At 33.2% G+C, this 17,192-nt stretch carries 16 protein-coding genes; 13 read left to right on the forward strand and 3 right to left on the reverse strand.

Going from position 1 to position 17,192, the window contains the following annotated elements:
* The first annotated feature begins 66 nt into the window (after window positions 1-66).
* From ACQY6M_RS09560 to atpG, 10 genes are all read left to right on the forward strand, one after another.
* Window positions 67-2,295 carry a tetratricopeptide repeat protein gene (locus tag ACQY6M_RS09560; RefSeq protein WP_428741629.1) on the forward strand — a complete coding sequence of 743 codons (2,229 nt, stop codon included), beginning with the start codon at window positions 67-69 and terminating at the stop codon, window positions 2,293-2,295.
* Between the two features lie 20 nt (window positions 2,296-2,315).
* Window positions 2,316-2,723, forward strand: coding sequence for a bactofilin family protein (locus ACQY6M_RS09565; protein WP_428741628.1), 408 nt, complete (start codon window positions 2,316-2,318; stop codon window positions 2,721-2,723).
* Window positions 2,692-2,922, forward strand: a complete 231-nt coding sequence (locus ACQY6M_RS09570; protein ID WP_428741627.1) for an AtpZ/AtpI family protein — start codon at window positions 2,692-2,694, stop codon at window positions 2,920-2,922. Before ACQY6M_RS09565 ends, ACQY6M_RS09570 begins: the two co-directional genes overlap by 32 nt.
* On the forward strand, window positions 2,915-3,295 hold the full coding sequence (locus ACQY6M_RS09575) for a DUF6168 family protein (protein WP_428741626.1): 381 nt from the start codon (window positions 2,915-2,917) through the stop codon (window positions 3,293-3,295). The genes ACQY6M_RS09570 and ACQY6M_RS09575 overlap by 8 nt, the downstream gene beginning before the upstream one ends.
* Before the next feature lie 135 nt (window positions 3,296-3,430).
* Window positions 3,431-4,549 carry a F0F1 ATP synthase subunit A gene (gene atpB, locus ACQY6M_RS09580; protein WP_428741625.1) on the forward strand — a complete coding sequence of 373 codons (1,119 nt, stop codon included), beginning with the start codon at window positions 3,431-3,433 and terminating at the stop codon, window positions 4,547-4,549.
* A 40-nt stretch (window positions 4,550-4,589) separates the two neighbouring features.
* A complete protein-coding gene (gene atpE, locus ACQY6M_RS09585; protein WP_004569351.1) occupies window positions 4,590-4,778 on the forward strand; it encodes an ATP synthase F0 subunit C in 189 nt (62 codons plus the stop codon).
* Between the two features lie 105 nt (window positions 4,779-4,883).
* A complete protein-coding gene (locus ACQY6M_RS09590) occupies window positions 4,884-5,384 on the forward strand; it encodes a F0F1 ATP synthase subunit B (protein ID WP_428741624.1) in 501 nt (166 codons plus the stop codon).
* A gap of 8 nt (window positions 5,385-5,392) precedes the next feature.
* Window positions 5,393-5,950 carry an ATP synthase F1 subunit delta gene (atpH, locus tag ACQY6M_RS09595; RefSeq protein ID WP_428741623.1) on the forward strand — a complete coding sequence of 186 codons (558 nt, stop codon included), beginning with the start codon at window positions 5,393-5,395 and terminating at the stop codon, window positions 5,948-5,950.
* A gap of 21 nt (window positions 5,951-5,971) precedes the next feature.
* Window positions 5,972-7,552, forward strand: a complete 1,581-nt coding sequence (gene atpA, locus ACQY6M_RS09600) for a F0F1 ATP synthase subunit alpha (RefSeq protein WP_428741622.1) — start codon at window positions 5,972-5,974, stop codon at window positions 7,550-7,552.
* Between the two features lie 62 nt (window positions 7,553-7,614).
* Entirely contained in the window at window positions 7,615-8,475 is an 861-nt protein-coding gene (gene atpG / locus ACQY6M_RS09605; RefSeq protein ID WP_428741621.1) for an ATP synthase F1 subunit gamma, read from the forward strand.
* Window positions 8,476-8,548: 73 nt separating this feature from the next.
* Here atpG and ACQY6M_RS09610 read toward each other — a convergent pair whose 3' ends face one another.
* Together ACQY6M_RS09610 and ACQY6M_RS09615 are read right to left on the reverse strand one after the other, a co-directional pair.
* Window positions 8,549-9,601 carry a hypothetical protein gene (locus ACQY6M_RS09610; protein ID WP_428741620.1) on the reverse strand — a complete coding sequence of 351 codons (1,053 nt, stop codon included), beginning with the start codon at window positions 9,599-9,601 and terminating at the stop codon, window positions 8,549-8,551.
* A gap of 138 nt (window positions 9,602-9,739) precedes the next feature.
* Complete coding sequence (locus ACQY6M_RS09615; protein WP_428741619.1) at window positions 9,740-10,618, reverse strand: hypothetical protein; 879 nt, start codon at window positions 10,616-10,618, stop codon at window positions 9,740-9,742.
* 192 nt (window positions 10,619-10,810) lie between these two features.
* Between ACQY6M_RS09615 and ACQY6M_RS09620 the strand changes: the two genes are divergently transcribed.
* Window positions 10,811-13,501: an Ig-like domain-containing protein gene (locus ACQY6M_RS09620; RefSeq protein WP_428741618.1), complete on the forward strand. Its 2,691-nt coding sequence runs from the start codon at window positions 10,811-10,813 to the stop codon at window positions 13,499-13,501.
* 51 nt (window positions 13,502-13,552) lie between these two features.
* On the opposite strand, the gene dxs is transcribed toward ACQY6M_RS09620, so the two are convergent.
* Window positions 13,553-15,322, reverse strand: a complete 1,770-nt coding sequence (gene dxs, locus ACQY6M_RS09625; protein WP_428741617.1) for a 1-deoxy-D-xylulose-5-phosphate synthase — start codon at window positions 15,320-15,322, stop codon at window positions 13,553-13,555.
* A 66-nt stretch (window positions 15,323-15,388) separates the two neighbouring features.
* Between dxs and rsmI the strand changes: the two genes are divergently transcribed.
* Window positions 15,389-16,060: a 16S rRNA (cytidine(1402)-2'-O)-methyltransferase gene (rsmI, locus tag ACQY6M_RS09630; protein WP_428741616.1), complete on the forward strand. Its 672-nt coding sequence runs from the start codon at window positions 15,389-15,391 to the stop codon at window positions 16,058-16,060.
* Between the two features lie 78 nt (window positions 16,061-16,138).
* Window positions 16,139-17,188 (forward strand): 2Fe-2S iron-sulfur cluster-binding protein, encoded by a 1,050-nt coding sequence (locus ACQY6M_RS09635; RefSeq protein ID WP_428741615.1) that lies wholly within the window; start codon window positions 16,139-16,141, stop codon window positions 17,186-17,188.
* Window positions 17,189-17,192: the final 4 nt, after the last annotated feature.

Consider the following 17,192-nt stretch of genomic DNA (forward strand, 5'->3'; position numbering starts at 1 on the left):
TATTTTTACCTTTTTACGTACAAAAAACACAATTATAACGTTGTTGTACAGTAAAAGCGTTATCATATGAAAAAAGGGGGCAAAATAATAGTATTCAGTGTTTTAACAGCTATCGTTTATTCGTGTAGTGTAAAAAAAGATGCTTTTGTAAACCGAAGTTACCATGCTGTTACTACAAAATACAATGTGCTTTTCAATGGTGAACAGGCTTATTTAAAAGGGCTTAAAGAAATTCAGGATAAACACGAAGATAACTTTTGGAAACGCTTACAAATTGAGCCTATAACTTTTGATGAAAGTGTAATAGATACGAAGGTTTTAACTCCTGGTACTGGGTTTGACGCGACCGAAGAAGAGGAAAATAAGAACTTAACTCCTTTTGAAAAAGCTGAAGAAAAAGCGGTAAAAGCTATTCAAACGCATTCCATGAATATTAAAGGATATGAAAAGAATAGTCAGATAGATGATGCGTATTTGTTGCTAGGAAAATCAAGATACTACACGCAACGTTTTATCCCAGCTTTAGAGGCTTTTAATTACGTTATTGCGAATTATCCAAAGGCAAATTTGAACTACAAAACAAAAATTTGGAGAGCGAAAACAAACATTCGTTTAGATAACGAAAAAAGAGCAATTGAAACATTGCGATTATTGTTAGATGTTTTAGACAAAACCGAAGAAATAGACAAACCAACGAAAGAGCAAGCGTACACAGCCATGGCAATGGCGTATGAAAAAACAGATACCATTCAAAAAGTGGTAGATTACTTAAAATTAGCCACTAAAACGCACTATAACAAAGAACAAACTGCCCGTAATATGTTTGTTTTAGGGCAAATTTATAGTGAACTGAATAGAAAAGATTCTGCACGAATGGTGTTTAAAAAATTGGCAGAAAGTAGAAAAGCACCGCATAGATTTCGTATTAGAGCTGATATTGAATTAGCAAAGAACACTCCAAATGATTCCGCTTCGGTAGTTGTATTAGCTAGATTAAAGAAGTTAATAAAGAATACTGACAATCGTAAATTCTTAAATGCTTTATACTACCAAGCAGGTGTTTTAGAAGAAGGAAGAAACAATCCAGAAAAAGCGGCAGAGTATTATAAAAAATCGTTAGAAGCAAAGCATAATAACAATTATCAAAAAACATATGCCTATGAACGTTTAGGTGATATGGCTTTTGGAAAAGAAGATTATTTGTTAGCAGGTTCGTATTACGATAGTGTAATGCAAGTGGTTTCAAAAGAATTTGATCAAGAAAAAAGAATACGAAGAATTCGTAAAAAAAATAAAGGGCTTACTACCTTGAGAAAGTACGAAGAAACAGTTAAAAATAATGACAGCATTCTTAAGTTAGTGGCTATGACTTCTGATGAAAGAACGTCTTTTTTTGAAGCTTATATTGAAAAAATCAAAAAAGAAGATGAAGAAAAAAGACAGCAACTACTAAATGCTCAAAATTTTGGAAATAGTTTTGGTGGCGGAGCTTCTATCAACAATAGTGCAAACAAAGGTAAATGGTATTTTTACAATACACAAGCTTTAGGGTTTGGTAGAGCAGAGTTCCAAAAAATATGGGGAACACGTCCATTAGAAGATAACTGGAGACTTTCTGATAAATCTATCAATGTTATTGATGATACATCAAGCAATGATGAACCAAAAGTAAACACAAGATATGAACTCTCTACTTATTTAGATGCCATTCCTACAGATGAAAAAGTGATTACTGATTTGGTTTTAGAACGTAACGACGCGCTGTATCAATTAGGGTTGATTTATAAAGAGCAGTTTAAAAATTCTTCATTAGCGATTAAAAACTTAGAGCGTTTAAATGAAGTACGTACAAATAACCAACTAGAGTTGCCAATAAGTTATCATTTATACCAAATTTATAAAGAAGAGAATAACTTAGCTAAGTCTGATGAGTACAAAAACATTATCTTACAAAAGTATCCTGAAACAAGTTTTGCTCAAATAATTAAAAACCCTGATACTAAGCTTGTAGAGGAGAAAAAAGAAGATGAGATTTTAAATAAATACAAGGAAATATATTACACGTATAAAGAAAATAAGTTTGAAGAAGCTGTTACTGAGGTAGATAATTTTTTACCAACGGTGCAAAATTCAAATTTAATTCCTAAGTTTGCACTCCTAAAAGCCTTGGCAGTAGGTAAGTACCAAGATAAGAAAACGTATAAACAAGCGTTAGAATTTGTAGCTGTTAGTTATGCAACTACAGAAGAAGGTAAAAAAGCAAAAGAAATCATAGAACAATTAAATAAAAAGTAAATACCCTAAATTCCCCACAAATGTTTAGTAAAGAAAACAAAAAAGCAGGCGAAAATAAAGTTGCAGAGAGAAATGTTATAGGACAAAACACTAAAATTACTGGAGAAATAATTTCAGAAGGAGATTTTAGAATTGATGGAACTTTAGAAGGAACCATACAAACTAGCGGTAGAGTAGTGATAGGAAATACAGGTCTTATCAAAGGAAAAGTAGAGTGTACCAATGCAGATGTTGAAGGTAAATTTTCAGGAGAGTTATTGGTATCAAATACCTTAACCGTTAAATCAACAGCAGTTATTACTGGTGATGTAGTAATAGGAAAACTTTCTGTTGAACCTGGAGCTGCATTTAACGCTACATGTGCAATGAAAGGAGCGGTAAAAGAATTAAATAAAGATGAGCAAGGACTCAAAGAAAAAACCGCTTAATAAATACATTCGATTCACAGGAATCGGACTTCAAATGGGGCTAACCATTTATCTAGGAAGTTTAATAGGTGAATGGTTAGATTCCAAATATCCAAACGACGATCAATTATATACCAAAATATGCACGCTTGTGGCGGTTTTTGGTGCTATGTTTTCAGTAATTCGTCAAGTTTCAAAAATATCAAAAGAGAATGATTAAACGCATTTTGTATTTTCTTGCTGCTATTCTTATCGTTTTTGCAGTAAGTTATTTTCCACACAATTACACCTTACAATCAAAAGAAATTCATTTATCATTCTCGTTACTATTAGTATATTTATTTCATGTTATAGCTGCAATTGTTGTGTACTCAATTGTTGAGTTTGTTGCAGAAAAATTACCAAATCAGGCAGGTTATGCTTATTTAGCGGCTATTTTTTTAAAAATTGGTTTTTTTGTTTTAATTTTTCAAGCATCAGTTTTTGCAAATGAGCAACTTTCTAAACCGGATAGAATTTCATTGGTAATTCCACTATTCTTGTTTTTAATTGTTGAAGCTATAGCTGTTTCAAAGCTATTGAATAACAAATAGTTCTGTTTTCGAGTAGCAGAAATTTACCGCTTAAAAAAGTTTAAAGAAACTAAGCAAAAAAAAGGTTTGTAGTTTTAATTAAATGTGTACCTTTGCACGGAAATTTAGAGACCATAATTCTATATTTAGTAAGGTATGACGATAGCAAAAAAACCTATCTATTTTTTAACGGTATTAGCAATAGTATTTAGTTCATTTGCAGCATTTGCTGGAGGTGGAGAGACTTCAAGTAACGAAGGGCAGATTAACACTCAAGAAGGGATAAATGCCTATATTAAACATCACTTAGCGGATTCGCACGATTTTACATTGTATTCGTATACAAACGATGCAGGTGAGCGTAAACATGTTGGTTTTCCTTTACCAGTAATTGTTTGGACTAGCAAAGGGTTGAAAACATTTATGTCTTCTTCGTTTCATCACAATGATGATGGACATGTGGTTGTTGAAAAAGAAGGAGTTAAGTTGGCTAAAATTCATAGCAAGATTTACGAATTAGAAGAAGGTGCAGAACATGTTTCATTTGATGAACATCACCATGCAACAAACGCACACAAAGCGCTAGATTTCTCTATTACTAAAAGTGTGATGGGGATGTTGTTAGCTGGTTTGTTAATGTTTTTAGGATTTGGCTCGTTGGCTAGAGGATATAAAAAAGGAGCAATTCCAACTGGAGTTGGTAGAATATTAGAGCCGTTAGTTATATATGTAAGAGACGAGATTGCTCGCCCAAATATTGGTGAGAAGCACTACCGTAAATTTATGGGGTTCTTGTTAACTGTGTTTTTCTTTATCTGGATTTTGAACTTAATGGGGTTAACTCCGTTAGGGTTTAACGTTACAGGACAAATTGCAGTAACAGTTTGTTTAGCGTTATTTACTTTTATAATCGTACAGTTTAGTGGTAATAAAGATTATTGGAAGCACATTTTTTGGATGCCAAATGTGCCAGTTCCAATGAAAATTATCTTAGCACCTATCGAAGTGTTAGGTATGTTAACTAAGCCATTTGCATTATTAATACGTTTATTTGCAAACATGACTGCGGGTCACTTCGTGGTAATGAGCTTAATCGCTTTAATGATCACATTAAAGAGTCAATTCGGAGCAGTTGGTTCAACAGGGTTGTCATTAGCATTAGCATTATTTATTTCAGTAATTGAAATATTAGTAGCGTTCTTACAAGCATTTATTTTTACAATGTTATCGTCATTATTTATTGGAATGGCGGTAGAAGAACACGACCATCATTAATTTAGAATAAGAATTTGTTTAATTATATAAATCAATTAGTATGTACAATTTAATTGGAGCAGGATTAATCGTAATCGGTGGAGGAATCGGATTAGGTCAAATCGGTGGAAAAGCAATGGAAGGAATTGCTCGTCAACCTGAGGCAGCTGGTAAAATCCAAACAGCGATGATCATCATCGGAGCATTATTAGAAGGTTTAGCATTCGGTGCTTTAATCTTAGGAAAATAATTCCGAAACAAAACAAGAGTAAAACATTTTCCTGTAACGGTTGGTTGCAGGAAATGTTTTCAAATTAAACAAAACAAAATAATAAAAGAATAAATTTCATATACAATGGATCAGTTATTAAATGATTTTTCTCCAGGGTTGTTTATTATGCAAGCAATCATTTTAGTAATCTTACTTTTCTTAATGATTAAGTTTGCTTGGAAACCAATTATGAACTCTTTAACAGAAAGAGAAGAAGGTATTCAAAATGCATTAGATGAAGCAGAAAATGCTCGTAAAGAAATGCAAAACTTACAAGCAGATAATGATAGATTGTTAAAAGAAGCTAGAGCTGAGAGAGATGCAATGATGAAAGAAGCTCGTGAAATTAAAGATACTATTATTGCTGAAGCTAAAGAAGAAGCGCATGAACAAGCGACTATCTTAATTGAAAATGCTAAAGCGACTATTAAACAAGAGCAACAAGCAGCTATTGCTGAGTTAAAAAAGAAAGTTGGAGACTTATCTATCGAAATAGCTGAGAAAGTTGTAAGAAAAGAATTAGCTTCACAAGATGACCAGTTAAAGCTTGTTGAAGGAATGTTAGAAGAGGTTATTTTAAACTAATCAAGTAGATGAAAGAAGCAAGAACAGCATTACGTTACGCCAAAGCAATTTTAAACTTAGCTAAAGAATCAGGAAATGAGGCTTTAGTAAACGATAACATGAAGTTAATCGCAAGTACTATTGCTGAAAGCGCTGATTTAGATGCCATGCTTAAAAGTCCTATTATCAAAGCTGCAGATAAAAGTAAAGTGTTAACTGCTCTTTTTGGTGATAAAGTTGATACTATTGTAAATGGAGTATTCAACTTACTTGAGGAGAATAAGCGTATGATAATGTTAGAGGATATTGCAAAGCAATATACTGTTATATACGATCATTACAAAAGCATGCAAGTTGCTAAAGTTACTACTGCAGTAGCTTTAACAAATGAATTAGAAGATAAAATACAAGCAAAAATCGTTGCCCTTACTGGTAACAACGCTAGTATTGAAAATATAGTAAATCCTGATATTTTAGGAGGATTTATCTTACGTGTTGGAGATGTGCAGTACGATGCAAGTATCTCTAATCAATTTAATAAGTTAAGGAGAGAGTTTGACAACGGTCATTACATTCCAAAAATTTAATTATACATCAAAAGAAATAAGATGGCAGCAATTAAACCAGCTGAAGTATCAGCAATTTTAAAGGAACAATTAACAAATTTTGAGTCTAAGGCTTCATTAAACGAAGTAGGGACTGTATTACAAGTAGGTGATGGTATTGCACGTGTTTATGGATTATCTAACGTACAATACGGTGAATTAGTAGAATTCGATAACGGATTAGAAGGTATCGTATTAAACTTAGAGGAAGACAATGCAGGGGTTGTATTATTAGGAGCTTCAACTTCAGTAAGAGAAGGATCTACTGTAAAGCGTACAGAAAGAATTGCTTCTTTAAAAGCTGGAGAAGGAATTGTAGGACGTGTTGTTAACACGTTAGGACAACCAATTGATGGTAAAGGACCAATCGAAGGTGAAACTTTCGAAATGCCTTTAGAGCGTAAAGCACCAGGGGTTATCTTCCGTGAGCCTGTTACTGAGCCAATGCAAACAGGTATCAAATCTATTGATGCAATGATTCCAGTAGGACGTGGTCAACGTGAGTTAATCATTGGAGACCGTCAAACAGGTAAATCAACTGTTGCTATTGATACAATCTTAAATCAAAAAGAATTTTATGATGCAGGACAACCAGTGTACTGTATCTATGTAGCTATCGGTCAAAAAGCTTCAACAGTAGCAGCTATTGCTAACATGTTAGAAGAAAAAGGAGCGTTAGCATATACTACTATCGTTGCTGCAAATGCATCTGATCCTGCACCAATGCAGGTATATGCACCATTCGCAGGAGCTGCAATTGGAGAGTATTTCCGTGATACTGGTAGACCAGCTTTAATTGTTTATGATGATTTATCTAAGCAAGCAGTAGCGTATCGTGAGGTATCTTTATTATTAAGAAGACCACCAGGACGTGAGGCGTATCCAGGGGATGTATTCTACTTACACTCAAGATTATTAGAGCGTGCTGCTAAAGTAATTGCTGATGATTCTATCGCGAAAGAAATGAACGATTTACCAGAATCATTAAAATCTAAAGTAAAAGGTGGAGGATCTTTAACAGCTTTACCAATTATTGAAACACAAGCAGGAGACGTTTCAGCATATATTCCTACAAACGTAATTTCGATTACTGACGGTCAGATTTTCTTAGAGTCAGATTTATTCAACTCAGGGGTTCGTCCAGCGATTAACGTAGGTATCTCTGTATCGCGTGTAGGAGGTAACGCACAGATTAAATCAATGAAGAAAGTATCAGGTACTTTAAAGTTAGATCAAGCTCAGTACCGTGAATTAGAAGCATTCGCTAAGTTTGGTTCTGATTTAGATGCTGCTACAATGAACGTAATTGAAAAAGGTAAGCGTAACGTTGAGATCTTAAAGCAAGCTCAAAACGATCCTTTTACTGTAGAAGATCAGGTAGCTATTATTTATGCAGGTTCTAAAAACTTGTTAAAAGATGTACCAGTTGAAAAGGTAAAAGAATTCGAAAGAGATTATTTAGAGTACTTAAATGCTAAGCATAGAGATACTTTAGATACTTTAAAAGCAGGAAAATTAACTGATGAAGTAATTGATACTTTAACAGAGGCTGCTAAAGAAATTTCAGCTAAATTTTCAGCTTAATAATACTAAAAACAACATCCCCGTGTAACAACGGGGGTTTTATAAATTTTAAGTTCAATTAAATGGCAAACTTAAAAGAAATACGTAACAGAATTACTTCGATTAAATCAACAATGCAGATTACCTCTGCCATGAAAATGGTATCGGCTGCTAAGTTGAAAAAAGCTCAAGATGCAATTACAGCAATGCGTCCGTATTCATCTAAGCTTACCGAATTATTACAAAGCTTAAGTGCTACTTTAGATAGCGATGCAGGTGGAGTATATTCAACACAAAGAGAAGTAAACAAAGTTTTATTGGTTAGCATAACTTCTAACAGAGGTTTATGTGGTGGTTTTAACTCGTCTATCATTAAAGAAACAGTTAAAACAATCAATGAAAAATACAACGGGGTTGCTGTTGATTTATTAACGATTGGTAAAAAAGGAAACGACATTTTATCAAAAGAATACAAAGTAATTGAAAACAGAAACGATGTTTTTGATGACTTAACTTTTGATAACGTAGCTTTAATTGCTGAACAGTTAATGAATTTATATGTAGAAGGTTCTTACGACAAGATTGAAATCATCTACAATAGATTTAAAAACGCAGCTACTCAAATACCACAAGTAGAGCAATTCTTACCAATTCAACCTGTAGAAGGTGATGCTAATGTAAATTTAGATTACATTTTTGAGCCTTCTAAAGAAGAAATTGTAATGGAGTTAATTCCTAAGTCATTAAAAACGCAATTATACAAAGCAATTCGTGATTCATTTGCTGCCGAACACGGTGCTCGTATGACTGCAATGCACAAAGCAACAGATAATGCTACGGAATTACGTAATGAGTTATTATTAACTTATAACAAAGCTCGTCAAGCTGCTATTACAAACGAAATCTTAGAAATCGTTGGTGGAGCAGAAGCTTTAAATAACTAGAAGTACTTAGTAAAGTTATATAAAAAAGGTTGTCTATTAAGACAACCTTTTTCTTTTGTATTTAATTTGATATTTATTCAATGTCTGATGAAAGGTAATAATTCTCAGGAGTAACAGGATATGATCCGTTTTCGAAAAACTGGTTCATAATTCGAGTTGTAACTGGGCTAATACCAATACTGACACCATCAACCTCATGCGGGTATGTCATGTTAGAAGAATGATTATAACCTATTGTATGACCTATTTCGTGTGCTGTAATAAAACCTGTTTCTTTACGAATGTAGTCTCTAAGTACATGTTCGGCAAAACCAAGAGTAGAACCACCTCCTAAACCAGAAACATTAACTACTTTACCACAGTTATAACGTGTTTTATTTATAATTAAATTATAAGCAGCCTCTTTTTCACTTTTTGTTAATGAGGTTGTTCCATCATTACCTATGATGTTTTCATTTATAAATTCGTTTTTAAAATCATTAGAAGCAAACACTAACCCCATATTAATAACTAAACCAGAAAAGCGACGAATATCTTTCGCAGTAATATCTTCAGCCCAATTATTATCAGGGTTATTCTCTGGGTCAAAATCATGATATTTGATAACCCATTTTAATTTGGTTAAACCTTTAAGTTGTTGAACAACTTTACTGTCACCTTTAAAATCAAATGTAATATCTTCAGGTGCAATACCACTTTCTTTAAAAGTTGAAAGATCTACTTCTTGATTACTTGTATTTAAAAATAAAGACGAATTATCTACAAACGGATACTTAATTTCTTGTTTACCATGAGCTCTAATCTTAGCAATTTTGAACAATTTAATTGGTTTTGTAAATCCTTTAATCGAAGCTGTTATTGTAACATCTTCAAAATCAATAGGGGCAAAATTTGCAACTTCAATTGTTTTGTTGTCAATAGGTTTTACTCGTATTACTTTACTAATTTCATAAGCTCTCCATTCCGAAGTCATTGTAGACATTTCTTCGCCATCTTGAAACATTAAATTAGAGTTAGTTTCTGAGTCAAACGAGTAGCTTTTAAGGTCAACATTAGGAATAGTTTCTTTATCACTACAGGATAGGATTAAGAATGAACAAACCAAAGTTCTAAACAGTACTTTCATATATTGTAATTTAAGGGGTTTATCAGGCGAATATAAAACTTTGAAACTATTAGTTTCTGAAAGTTTTTACTTCTTAGAGATTCTACTGATGAGAAAGCAAGTATAAACCCAATATAAAACAACTAGTTAACGAAAAAATTAAGCGGAGGCTAAATTTTCAGAAACCACTATTTTTTTTGAACTCTCTTTAGTTAGATATAGATAAACCAATAAGGGGATTATTCCATGTGGTAATCTGTAAATTGTTAAATATATGTATTGATGTACAATGCTTAAAGAGATGTCGTAATGCAAGCCACTTATAATTCTAGCAAAAGCCGTTATAAAGCCCCAAAAACAAGCATATACCAAAGCTGGTTTTGAAAGTTTAGGAATGAATATAGCAATAGCAATAATAAAATCTAAGATACCAGCTAAAAATAGCAGGTTTTTAGCCATTTCTTCCTGAATAGGTAATATGTTTAACGTCATTGTTACAAAGTTGCCTGGTAAAGGATAAAAAACACCAATAGCATACATTCCATGACAAGTAAAAGTTAATGCAATAAAAACTTTTAAGTAAAAAATTAAGAGCGAAGTGTTTTTATCTTTTAAGAAGTATAATAAAGCAATAGGTACTCCAAATTGAATTGTATGTTCAAAAAACATTATTAAGTGATAAAACTTATCCTTAGTTATCATTAAAGCTAAAAATATTAAGCTTACTGCGCCTAATGTCAATATACTTCGCATCCATTTTTTTGAATTTTCATGAATAACGATTGAAATAATAGCGCATATTAAATACAATATACCTATGCTTCTTGTTAAAATTTGTATGGAATGGTCAGTGTTAAGGTTAGTAACATATGATTGCCAAGTAGTATCAAAAACAAAGTTAATTATAGGCTCTAGTAATTTTTGATCCCAAAAAAAACTTCTGTAGGGAGCATCCCAGAATAAATGTTGATAGGCTCTACCTATAAAAATAAAAAAAGAACTAATTTTTAAGAACTGAAGAAGGGTTTTGTTATTCATAAATAAAGGTTTAAACAAATGTAAAAATAGGGCTCACGTAGTTTGTTAAAATAAGATTAGTAAACTATAAAACTATAGTTAGATTAATGTTAACCAGATTATTATACAATTAAATTTAGTAAATATAATCAGTTGATTTAAAGAGGAAAAAATATATTTGTTTTCAACTAACACAAAATCAACCCCCTCACCATGAGAAAAACTATTTTCGCACTGTTATTTTTAGTCTTTTTTAGTACTTACGGATCTAATGATAAGTACCGATTAATTATTACAGACAACCCTGCAACCACTATAATGATTGGTTGGAATCAAATTTCGGGATCTAACCCAGTTGTATATTATGGTACGACTGATAATGGGACCAACTGGTCTAATTACACAAACTCAAAATCTGTAGATCGTTCTGTTTCTTATAAAGGAATGAATAACAATTTTGCTCAGTTAACAGGATTAACCCCAAACACAAATTACTATTTTGTAATTAAAGATAGCGAAGGTGTAAGCAGTCGTTTTTGGTTTAAAACGGCTCCGAACACGAATGATAAGATGTCGTTTATTGCAGGTGGTGATTCAAGAAATAACAGAACACCAAGAAGAGACGCTAATTTATTAGTTTCTAAATTAAAACCTACGGCTGTATTTTTTGGAGGAGACATGACCAATGGTGATTCTGACTCTGAATGGCAAGATTGGTTTAACGATTGGCAATATACTACTGCAAGTGATGGAAGAATGTTTCCTATAGTGCCGACAAGAGGAAACCATGAAGGATCAAACAATAGTATTTATAACTTATTTAATGTTCCTTCAACGAGTGTTTATTACGATATCACATTTGGAAATAATCTATATACAATTTATACATTGAACTCTGAGATTTCTGCTGGAGGGACTCAGTATTCATGGTTAAGTCAAAAATTGAATACCAATAACTCTATTTGGAAATCTGCTCAATACCATAAACCTATGCGTCCACATGTATCATCAAAATCTGAAGGAAATGATGAGTACTCAAATTGGTCGCAATTGTTTTATGATAAAGGAGTGAATTTAGTATTCGAGTCAGACTCACATACGGTAAAAACAACATGGCCAGTAAAACCTTGTTCTAGTGGAAGCAATTGTGACGAAGGTTTTGTTCGAGATGATGTTAATGGAACTGTTTATGTTGGAGAAGGTTGCTGGGGAGCACCATTACGTTCATCTGACGATTCAAAAAACTGGACAAGAAACGCAAGTACATTCAATCAATTTAAATGGATTTTTGTAGAAGAATCTAAAATAGAAGTTAGAACTATTAAGGTAGATAATGCAAGTAGTGTAGGTGTCGTTTCAAATCAAAACCCATTTACAATACCATCAAATTTAGATATATGGAATCCGTCTAATGGTAGTGTGGTAACAATTACGAATAGCAATGTTAGCTATCCAGAAGTTACAATCACAAGTCCATTATCAGGATCATCACATACAGTAAATACATCGGTAACGATAGCAGCTACCGCAACAGATAGTGATGGAACTATCTCAAATGTTAAGTTTTATGTAAACAATTTGTTGTTAGGAACTGATTCAAGTAGTCCATATTCGTATAACTGGGTTCCTAGTGTTGACAACCAATCATATACGATTAAAGCAGTAGCAACAGATAATGAAGGAAACGAAACAACTTCAGAAGAAGTTACAGTTTTTGTAGGTAGTGTTTCGAAGACTATTACTTCCGTAATTAACGGGTCAAATGATGATGCAGAAGAGTACCAATCTTCAGGAACCATGTATATGAATAGCTCTGATTTGGAATTGGTATACGACGGAAGTTCAAAAGGAAATCAGCATATAGGTATGCTATTCCGAAATTTGAGCATCCCAGCTAATGCAACAATAACAGACGCATATATTCAATTTACAACAGATGAAACAAATTCTGGTAGCACCTCATTAACAGTAAAGGTTCAAGACTCATCAAATGCGCCAGATATAACTACTCAAAGCTATAATATTACTTTAAGAAGTTATTATAGTCAGTCGGTTGCTTGGAGTCCAAACCCTTGGAATTCAGTTGGAGCATCTGGTACAGATCAAAGAACACCAAGTTTAAAAGCGTTAGTACAATACATTGTAAGCAAATCTAATTGGAGTTCGGGTAATTCAATGATGTTTTATATTTCAGGAACAGGTGAGCGAACGGCAGAGTCATATGATGGAAGTAGTTCTAATGCACCAAAGCTGGTAGTTACTTATAGTACAGGAAGCTCTGATAATGGAGGTGGTGGAGAAACACCAAATTGTGAAGATTTAAATGTGGCTATTACATTTGATAAGTACTCTTCTGAAACTTCTTGGACTTTGAAAAATAGTAATGGAGAAACAGTTTTAAGTGGCGGTAATTATACTCAAGGAAATGGAGAATCTGTTACTGTTTCCGAATGTTTACCTATAGGGTGTTATGAATTTACTATTAATGATGAGTATGGAGATGGTATCTGTTGTAGTTACGGAAGTGGTTCATATGAAATAACTAATAGTAAAGGAGACGTATTAGCTTCAGGAGGAAGTTTTGGCTCTTCAGAAACGAAGCAAGTATGTTTAAATACTTCTGCGAGAATGCAACTAAAAAGTACTCAAGAAGAAGTAGCAAAAAGTTCAGAAATAACTATTTATCCAAATCCTGTGTTTGAAAAAGTTTACATAAAAGGAGAAAAGAATACGACTTTATGGATTGCTAAAGTAATAGACATGGCAGGAAAAAAAATGGTAGAGATTCCAGTAATTAATAATTCGATTGACCTTTCTATAATTCCTAATAAAAGAGTGTATGTTTTGGAAATTTATGATGAATTAGGACAAAAGAAACTTTCTGAAAAAATAGTGAAGAAATAAATAGTAACTACTAAAAATAAAAAGGCGAAATACTTCAGTATTTCGCCTTTTTTATAATAAATTTTGAATTGTTTTTTTGATAGAGTTTGAATCTATCTCACATACTTCCTGTAATTGTTGAATAGTACCATGATGTATAAATTCATCAGGAACACCCAATAGTTTAATTTTTCCTTGATAATTTACTTCGGAAGCATTTTCTAATACCGCGCTTCCAAATCCACCTTTGATGGTGCCATCTTCAATAGTGATAACGGTATCAAACTTTTTGAAAATAGTATTTAAAAGTTGCCTATCTAAAGGTTTTACAAAACGCAGGTCGTAATGTGCAACAACTTCTTTATTTTCAAGCTGATTAATCGCTTCTGATACATTATCAGCAATAGTTCCGATAGATAACACTGCTAGTTGAGTTCCTTCTTTTAAACAAACTCCTTTCCCAATTTCAATTTTTTCAAAAGGAAGCTGCCATTGTTCTAGTTTTCCTTTACCTCTTGGGTAACGAATTGCAATCGGATGCTCCAATCCTTGTTGAGCAGTAAACATCATATTACGCAACTCAATTTCGTTACGAGGAGCAAATACAATAAGGTTTGGAATACAACGCAAGTAGGCCAAATCAAAAACCCCATGATGTGTTGCTCCATCTTCACCAACCAATCCGGCTCTGTCTAAACAAAAAATTACAGGTAAGTTTTGCAAAGCTATATCGTGAATTACTTGGTCGTAAGCGCGTTGTAAAAAGGTAGAATAAATGTTACAAAAAGGAATCAGTCCTTGGGTAGCCATACCTGCAGACAATGTTACTGCATGTTGTTCCGCAATACCTACATCAAAAGTTCTATCAGGAAAAGCATCTAACATAAATTTTAAGGAACTTCCTGTCAACATTGCGGGAGTAATACCCACAACTTTTTCGTTTTGTTGAGCTAGCTCAACAATGGTTTTTCCAAAAACATCTTGAAATTTGGTGTACTTACTTTCTTCTTTTGGTAATACATCTCCAGAAATTTTATCAAATTTCCCTGGAGCATGGTATTTTACCTGATCTTGTTCAGCCTGTCGTAACCCTTTTCCTTTGGTAGTAATTACATGCAGAAACTTTGGGCCTTGAATATTTTTTAAGCGTTCTAATTCTGAGAGTAATTCTTCAAAGTTATGTCCGTCGATGGGGCCAGAATAATCGAAGTTTAATGCCTCGAAAATATTGTGTTGTTCAACTTCTAATCGAGGAGATTTGATTTTCGTTAAATAATCTTTTAAAGCACCTACAGACGGATCAATACCAATCGCATTATCATTTAGAATAACCAAAAGATTTGCATTGGTATCTCCAGCATGATTTAAGGCTTCAAAAGCCATTCCACTTGCAATAGAAGCATCACCAATCACCGCTATATGATGTTTTTCAATGCCTTGTAATTTAGAAGCAATTGCCATTCCTAAAGCTGCTGAAATAGCCGTAGAGGAGTGTCCAACACCAAAAGTATCATATTCACTTTCTGAGCGTTTTGGAAAGCCAGAAATCCCGTCAAATTGACGATTGGTATGAAAAACATCCTTTCTTCCTGTTAAAATTTTATGTCCGTATGCTTGATGTCCCACATCCCAAACTAACAAATCGTTTGGAGTATCAAATAAATAATGGAGAGCAATGGTCAGTTCTACCACACCTAAGCTAGCGCCTAAATGCCCTTCTTTTGTAGCAACTATATCAATAATAAACTCACGCAATTCTTGGGCAAGTTGAGGCAATTCTTCTGATGTTAGTTTACGCAAATCAGCAGGAATCTGAATGTTTTTCAATAGGTCGTTCGACATATAGCAAAAGTACAAAAAGGTGGAGATTCCTAACTTTTTAGACCAAAAACTTTGTAGTTTTGTTGTATGAGCAAATTGTATTTGGTACCCACACCCATTGGGAATTTAGAAGACATTACGTTAAGAGCGCTTAAAGTCTTACAAGAAGTAGATTATATTTTAGCTGAAGATACACGTACAAGCGGAAAACTACTTAAGCATTTTGATATTTCCACACCAATGCAATCGCATCATATGCACAATGAGCATAAAACGGTAGATACAATTGTAAAACGTTTACAAAGTGGTGAAACGTTTGCATTAATTTCGGATGCTGGTACTCCCGCTATTTCTGATCCTGGTTTTTTATTGACTAGAGCTTGTGTACAAAACAACATTGAAGTAGAGTGTTTACCTGGAGCGACTGCTTTTGTACCTGCATTGGTAAACTCTGGTTTGCCGAATGATAAGTTTGTTTTTGAAGGTTTTTTACCCGTAAAAAAAGGACGTCAAACACGTTTACAGTTCTTAGCTGAAGAAACACGTACGATGATTTTTTATGAGAGTCCGCATAAATTATTAAAAACCCTGACAAACTTTGCTGAATATTTTGGTGAAGACAGACAAATATCGGTTTCTAGAGAACTGACCAAACTATTTGAAGAAACCAAACGAGGAAGTGTAAAAGAAGTATTATCATATTATACTGAAAAACCAGCCAAAGGAGAAATAGTAATTGTAGTTGAAGGCAAAAAGTAGGAGAATTAAAGTTTTATAATAACCCTAACTTTAGTTCGTGTTGAGTTTCTTATTTTTGTAGTTCTTTAAATAGAATAGATGTCTACATTTCATAAACTACGTATAGAAAAAATAATAAAAGAAACACCAGAGGCTGTTTCTATCTTATTTGATGTTCCAGCAGAATTACAAGAAGATTATACTTTTGTTGCAGGACAATATATTACTGTAAAAACTACCTTAGATAATAGGGAAATAAGAAGAGCGTACTCTATATGTGCTTCTCCTAACAGTAAGCAAATTAAAGTGACTGTAAAAGCCGTTGATCACGGAATATTTTCAACCTATGCAACCACAAAACTGAAAGAGGACACTTTTTTAGAGGTTTCTGAACCAGAAGGGAGATTCATTTTAGAACCTCAACCTCAAAAAAACTATATTGCATTTGCTGCAGGAAGTGGAATTACACCTGTTTTATCAATGGTGAAAACGGTGCTAGAAAACGAACCTACTTCAACCTTTACCTTAGTTTTTGGAAATAAAAAGGCAGATAAGACCATTTTTTACAATGAGTTAAATGATTTAGTAGTTAAATATCCTACTCAATTTAATTTACACTATGTGTTTAGCCAAGAGGTGAGAACCAATAGTAAATTAGGTAGAATTGATAAAGGGCTTGTAAATTATTTTGTAAAGAACCTTCATAAAGATATTTCTTTTAATTCGGCATATTTATGTGGTCCTGAAGAAATGATTCAAACGGTTTCTGAGACACTTCAAGAAGATGGGTTTGATGAAAGAGACATTTACTTTGAATTATTTACGGCTACTATTTCAGATGAAGAAGCAGCATTACACATTCCAGATGGAAAATCGGAGATAAAAGTGGTGTTAGATGATGAAGAACACACTTTTATGATGGAGAAAACCGATACTATTTTGGCAGCTTCTTTACGTCATAAATTAGATGCGCCTTACTCGTGTCAAGGAGGGGTTTGTAGTAGTTGTATAGCTAAAGTTACTGAAGGTAAAGCAGTAATGGCAAAAAATTCTATTTTAACTGATGATGAATTAGAAGAAGGTTTAATACTTACATGTCAAGCACATCCAACAACGCAGAAAATAGTAATAGACTTTGATGATGTTTAGGTAA

It is taken from the genome of Tenacibaculum sp., from assembly GCF_050290165.1.
Taxonomy (GTDB): domain Bacteria; phylum Bacteroidota; class Bacteroidia; order Flavobacteriales; family Flavobacteriaceae; genus Polaribacter.

Bases quoted from the DNA above. Each gene is read 5' to 3' on its own strand.
- ACQY6M_RS09560 (WP_428741629.1), top strand. From the start codon at position 67: ATGAAAAAAGGGGGCAAAATAATAGTATTCAGTGTTTTAACAGCTATC.
- ACQY6M_RS09565 (WP_428741628.1), top strand. From the start codon at position 2,316: ATGTTTAGTAAAGAAAACAAAAAAGCAGGCGAAAATAAAGTTGCAGAG.
- ACQY6M_RS09570 (WP_428741627.1), top strand. From the start codon at position 2,692: ATGAGCAAGGACTCAAAGAAAAAACCGCTTAATAAATACATTCGATTC.
- ACQY6M_RS09575 (WP_428741626.1), top strand. From the start codon at position 2,915: ATGATTAAACGCATTTTGTATTTTCTTGCTGCTATTCTTATCGTTTTT.
- atpB (WP_428741625.1), top strand. From the start codon at position 3,431: ATGACGATAGCAAAAAAACCTATCTATTTTTTAACGGTATTAGCAATA.
- atpE (WP_004569351.1), top strand. From the start codon at position 4,590: ATGTACAATTTAATTGGAGCAGGATTAATCGTAATCGGTGGAGGAATC.
- ACQY6M_RS09590 (WP_428741624.1), top strand. From the start codon at position 4,884: ATGGATCAGTTATTAAATGATTTTTCTCCAGGGTTGTTTATTATGCAA.
- atpH (WP_428741623.1), top strand. From the start codon at position 5,393: ATGAAAGAAGCAAGAACAGCATTACGTTACGCCAAAGCAATTTTAAAC.
- atpA (WP_428741622.1), top strand. From the start codon at position 5,972: ATGGCAGCAATTAAACCAGCTGAAGTATCAGCAATTTTAAAGGAACAA.
- atpG (WP_428741621.1), top strand. From the start codon at position 7,615: ATGGCAAACTTAAAAGAAATACGTAACAGAATTACTTCGATTAAATCA.
- ACQY6M_RS09610 (WP_428741620.1), bottom strand. From the start codon at position 9,601: ATGAAAGTACTGTTTAGAACTTTGGTTTGTTCATTCTTAATCCTATCC.
- ACQY6M_RS09615 (WP_428741619.1), bottom strand. From the start codon at position 10,618: ATGAATAACAAAACCCTTCTTCAGTTCTTAAAAATTAGTTCTTTTTTT.
- ACQY6M_RS09620 (WP_428741618.1), top strand. From the start codon at position 10,811: ATGAGAAAAACTATTTTCGCACTGTTATTTTTAGTCTTTTTTAGTACT.
- dxs (WP_428741617.1), bottom strand. From the start codon at position 15,322: ATGTCGAACGACCTATTGAAAAACATTCAGATTCCTGCTGATTTGCGT.
- rsmI (WP_428741616.1), top strand. From the start codon at position 15,389: ATGAGCAAATTGTATTTGGTACCCACACCCATTGGGAATTTAGAAGAC.
- ACQY6M_RS09635 (WP_428741615.1), top strand. From the start codon at position 16,139: ATGTCTACATTTCATAAACTACGTATAGAAAAAATAATAAAAGAAACA.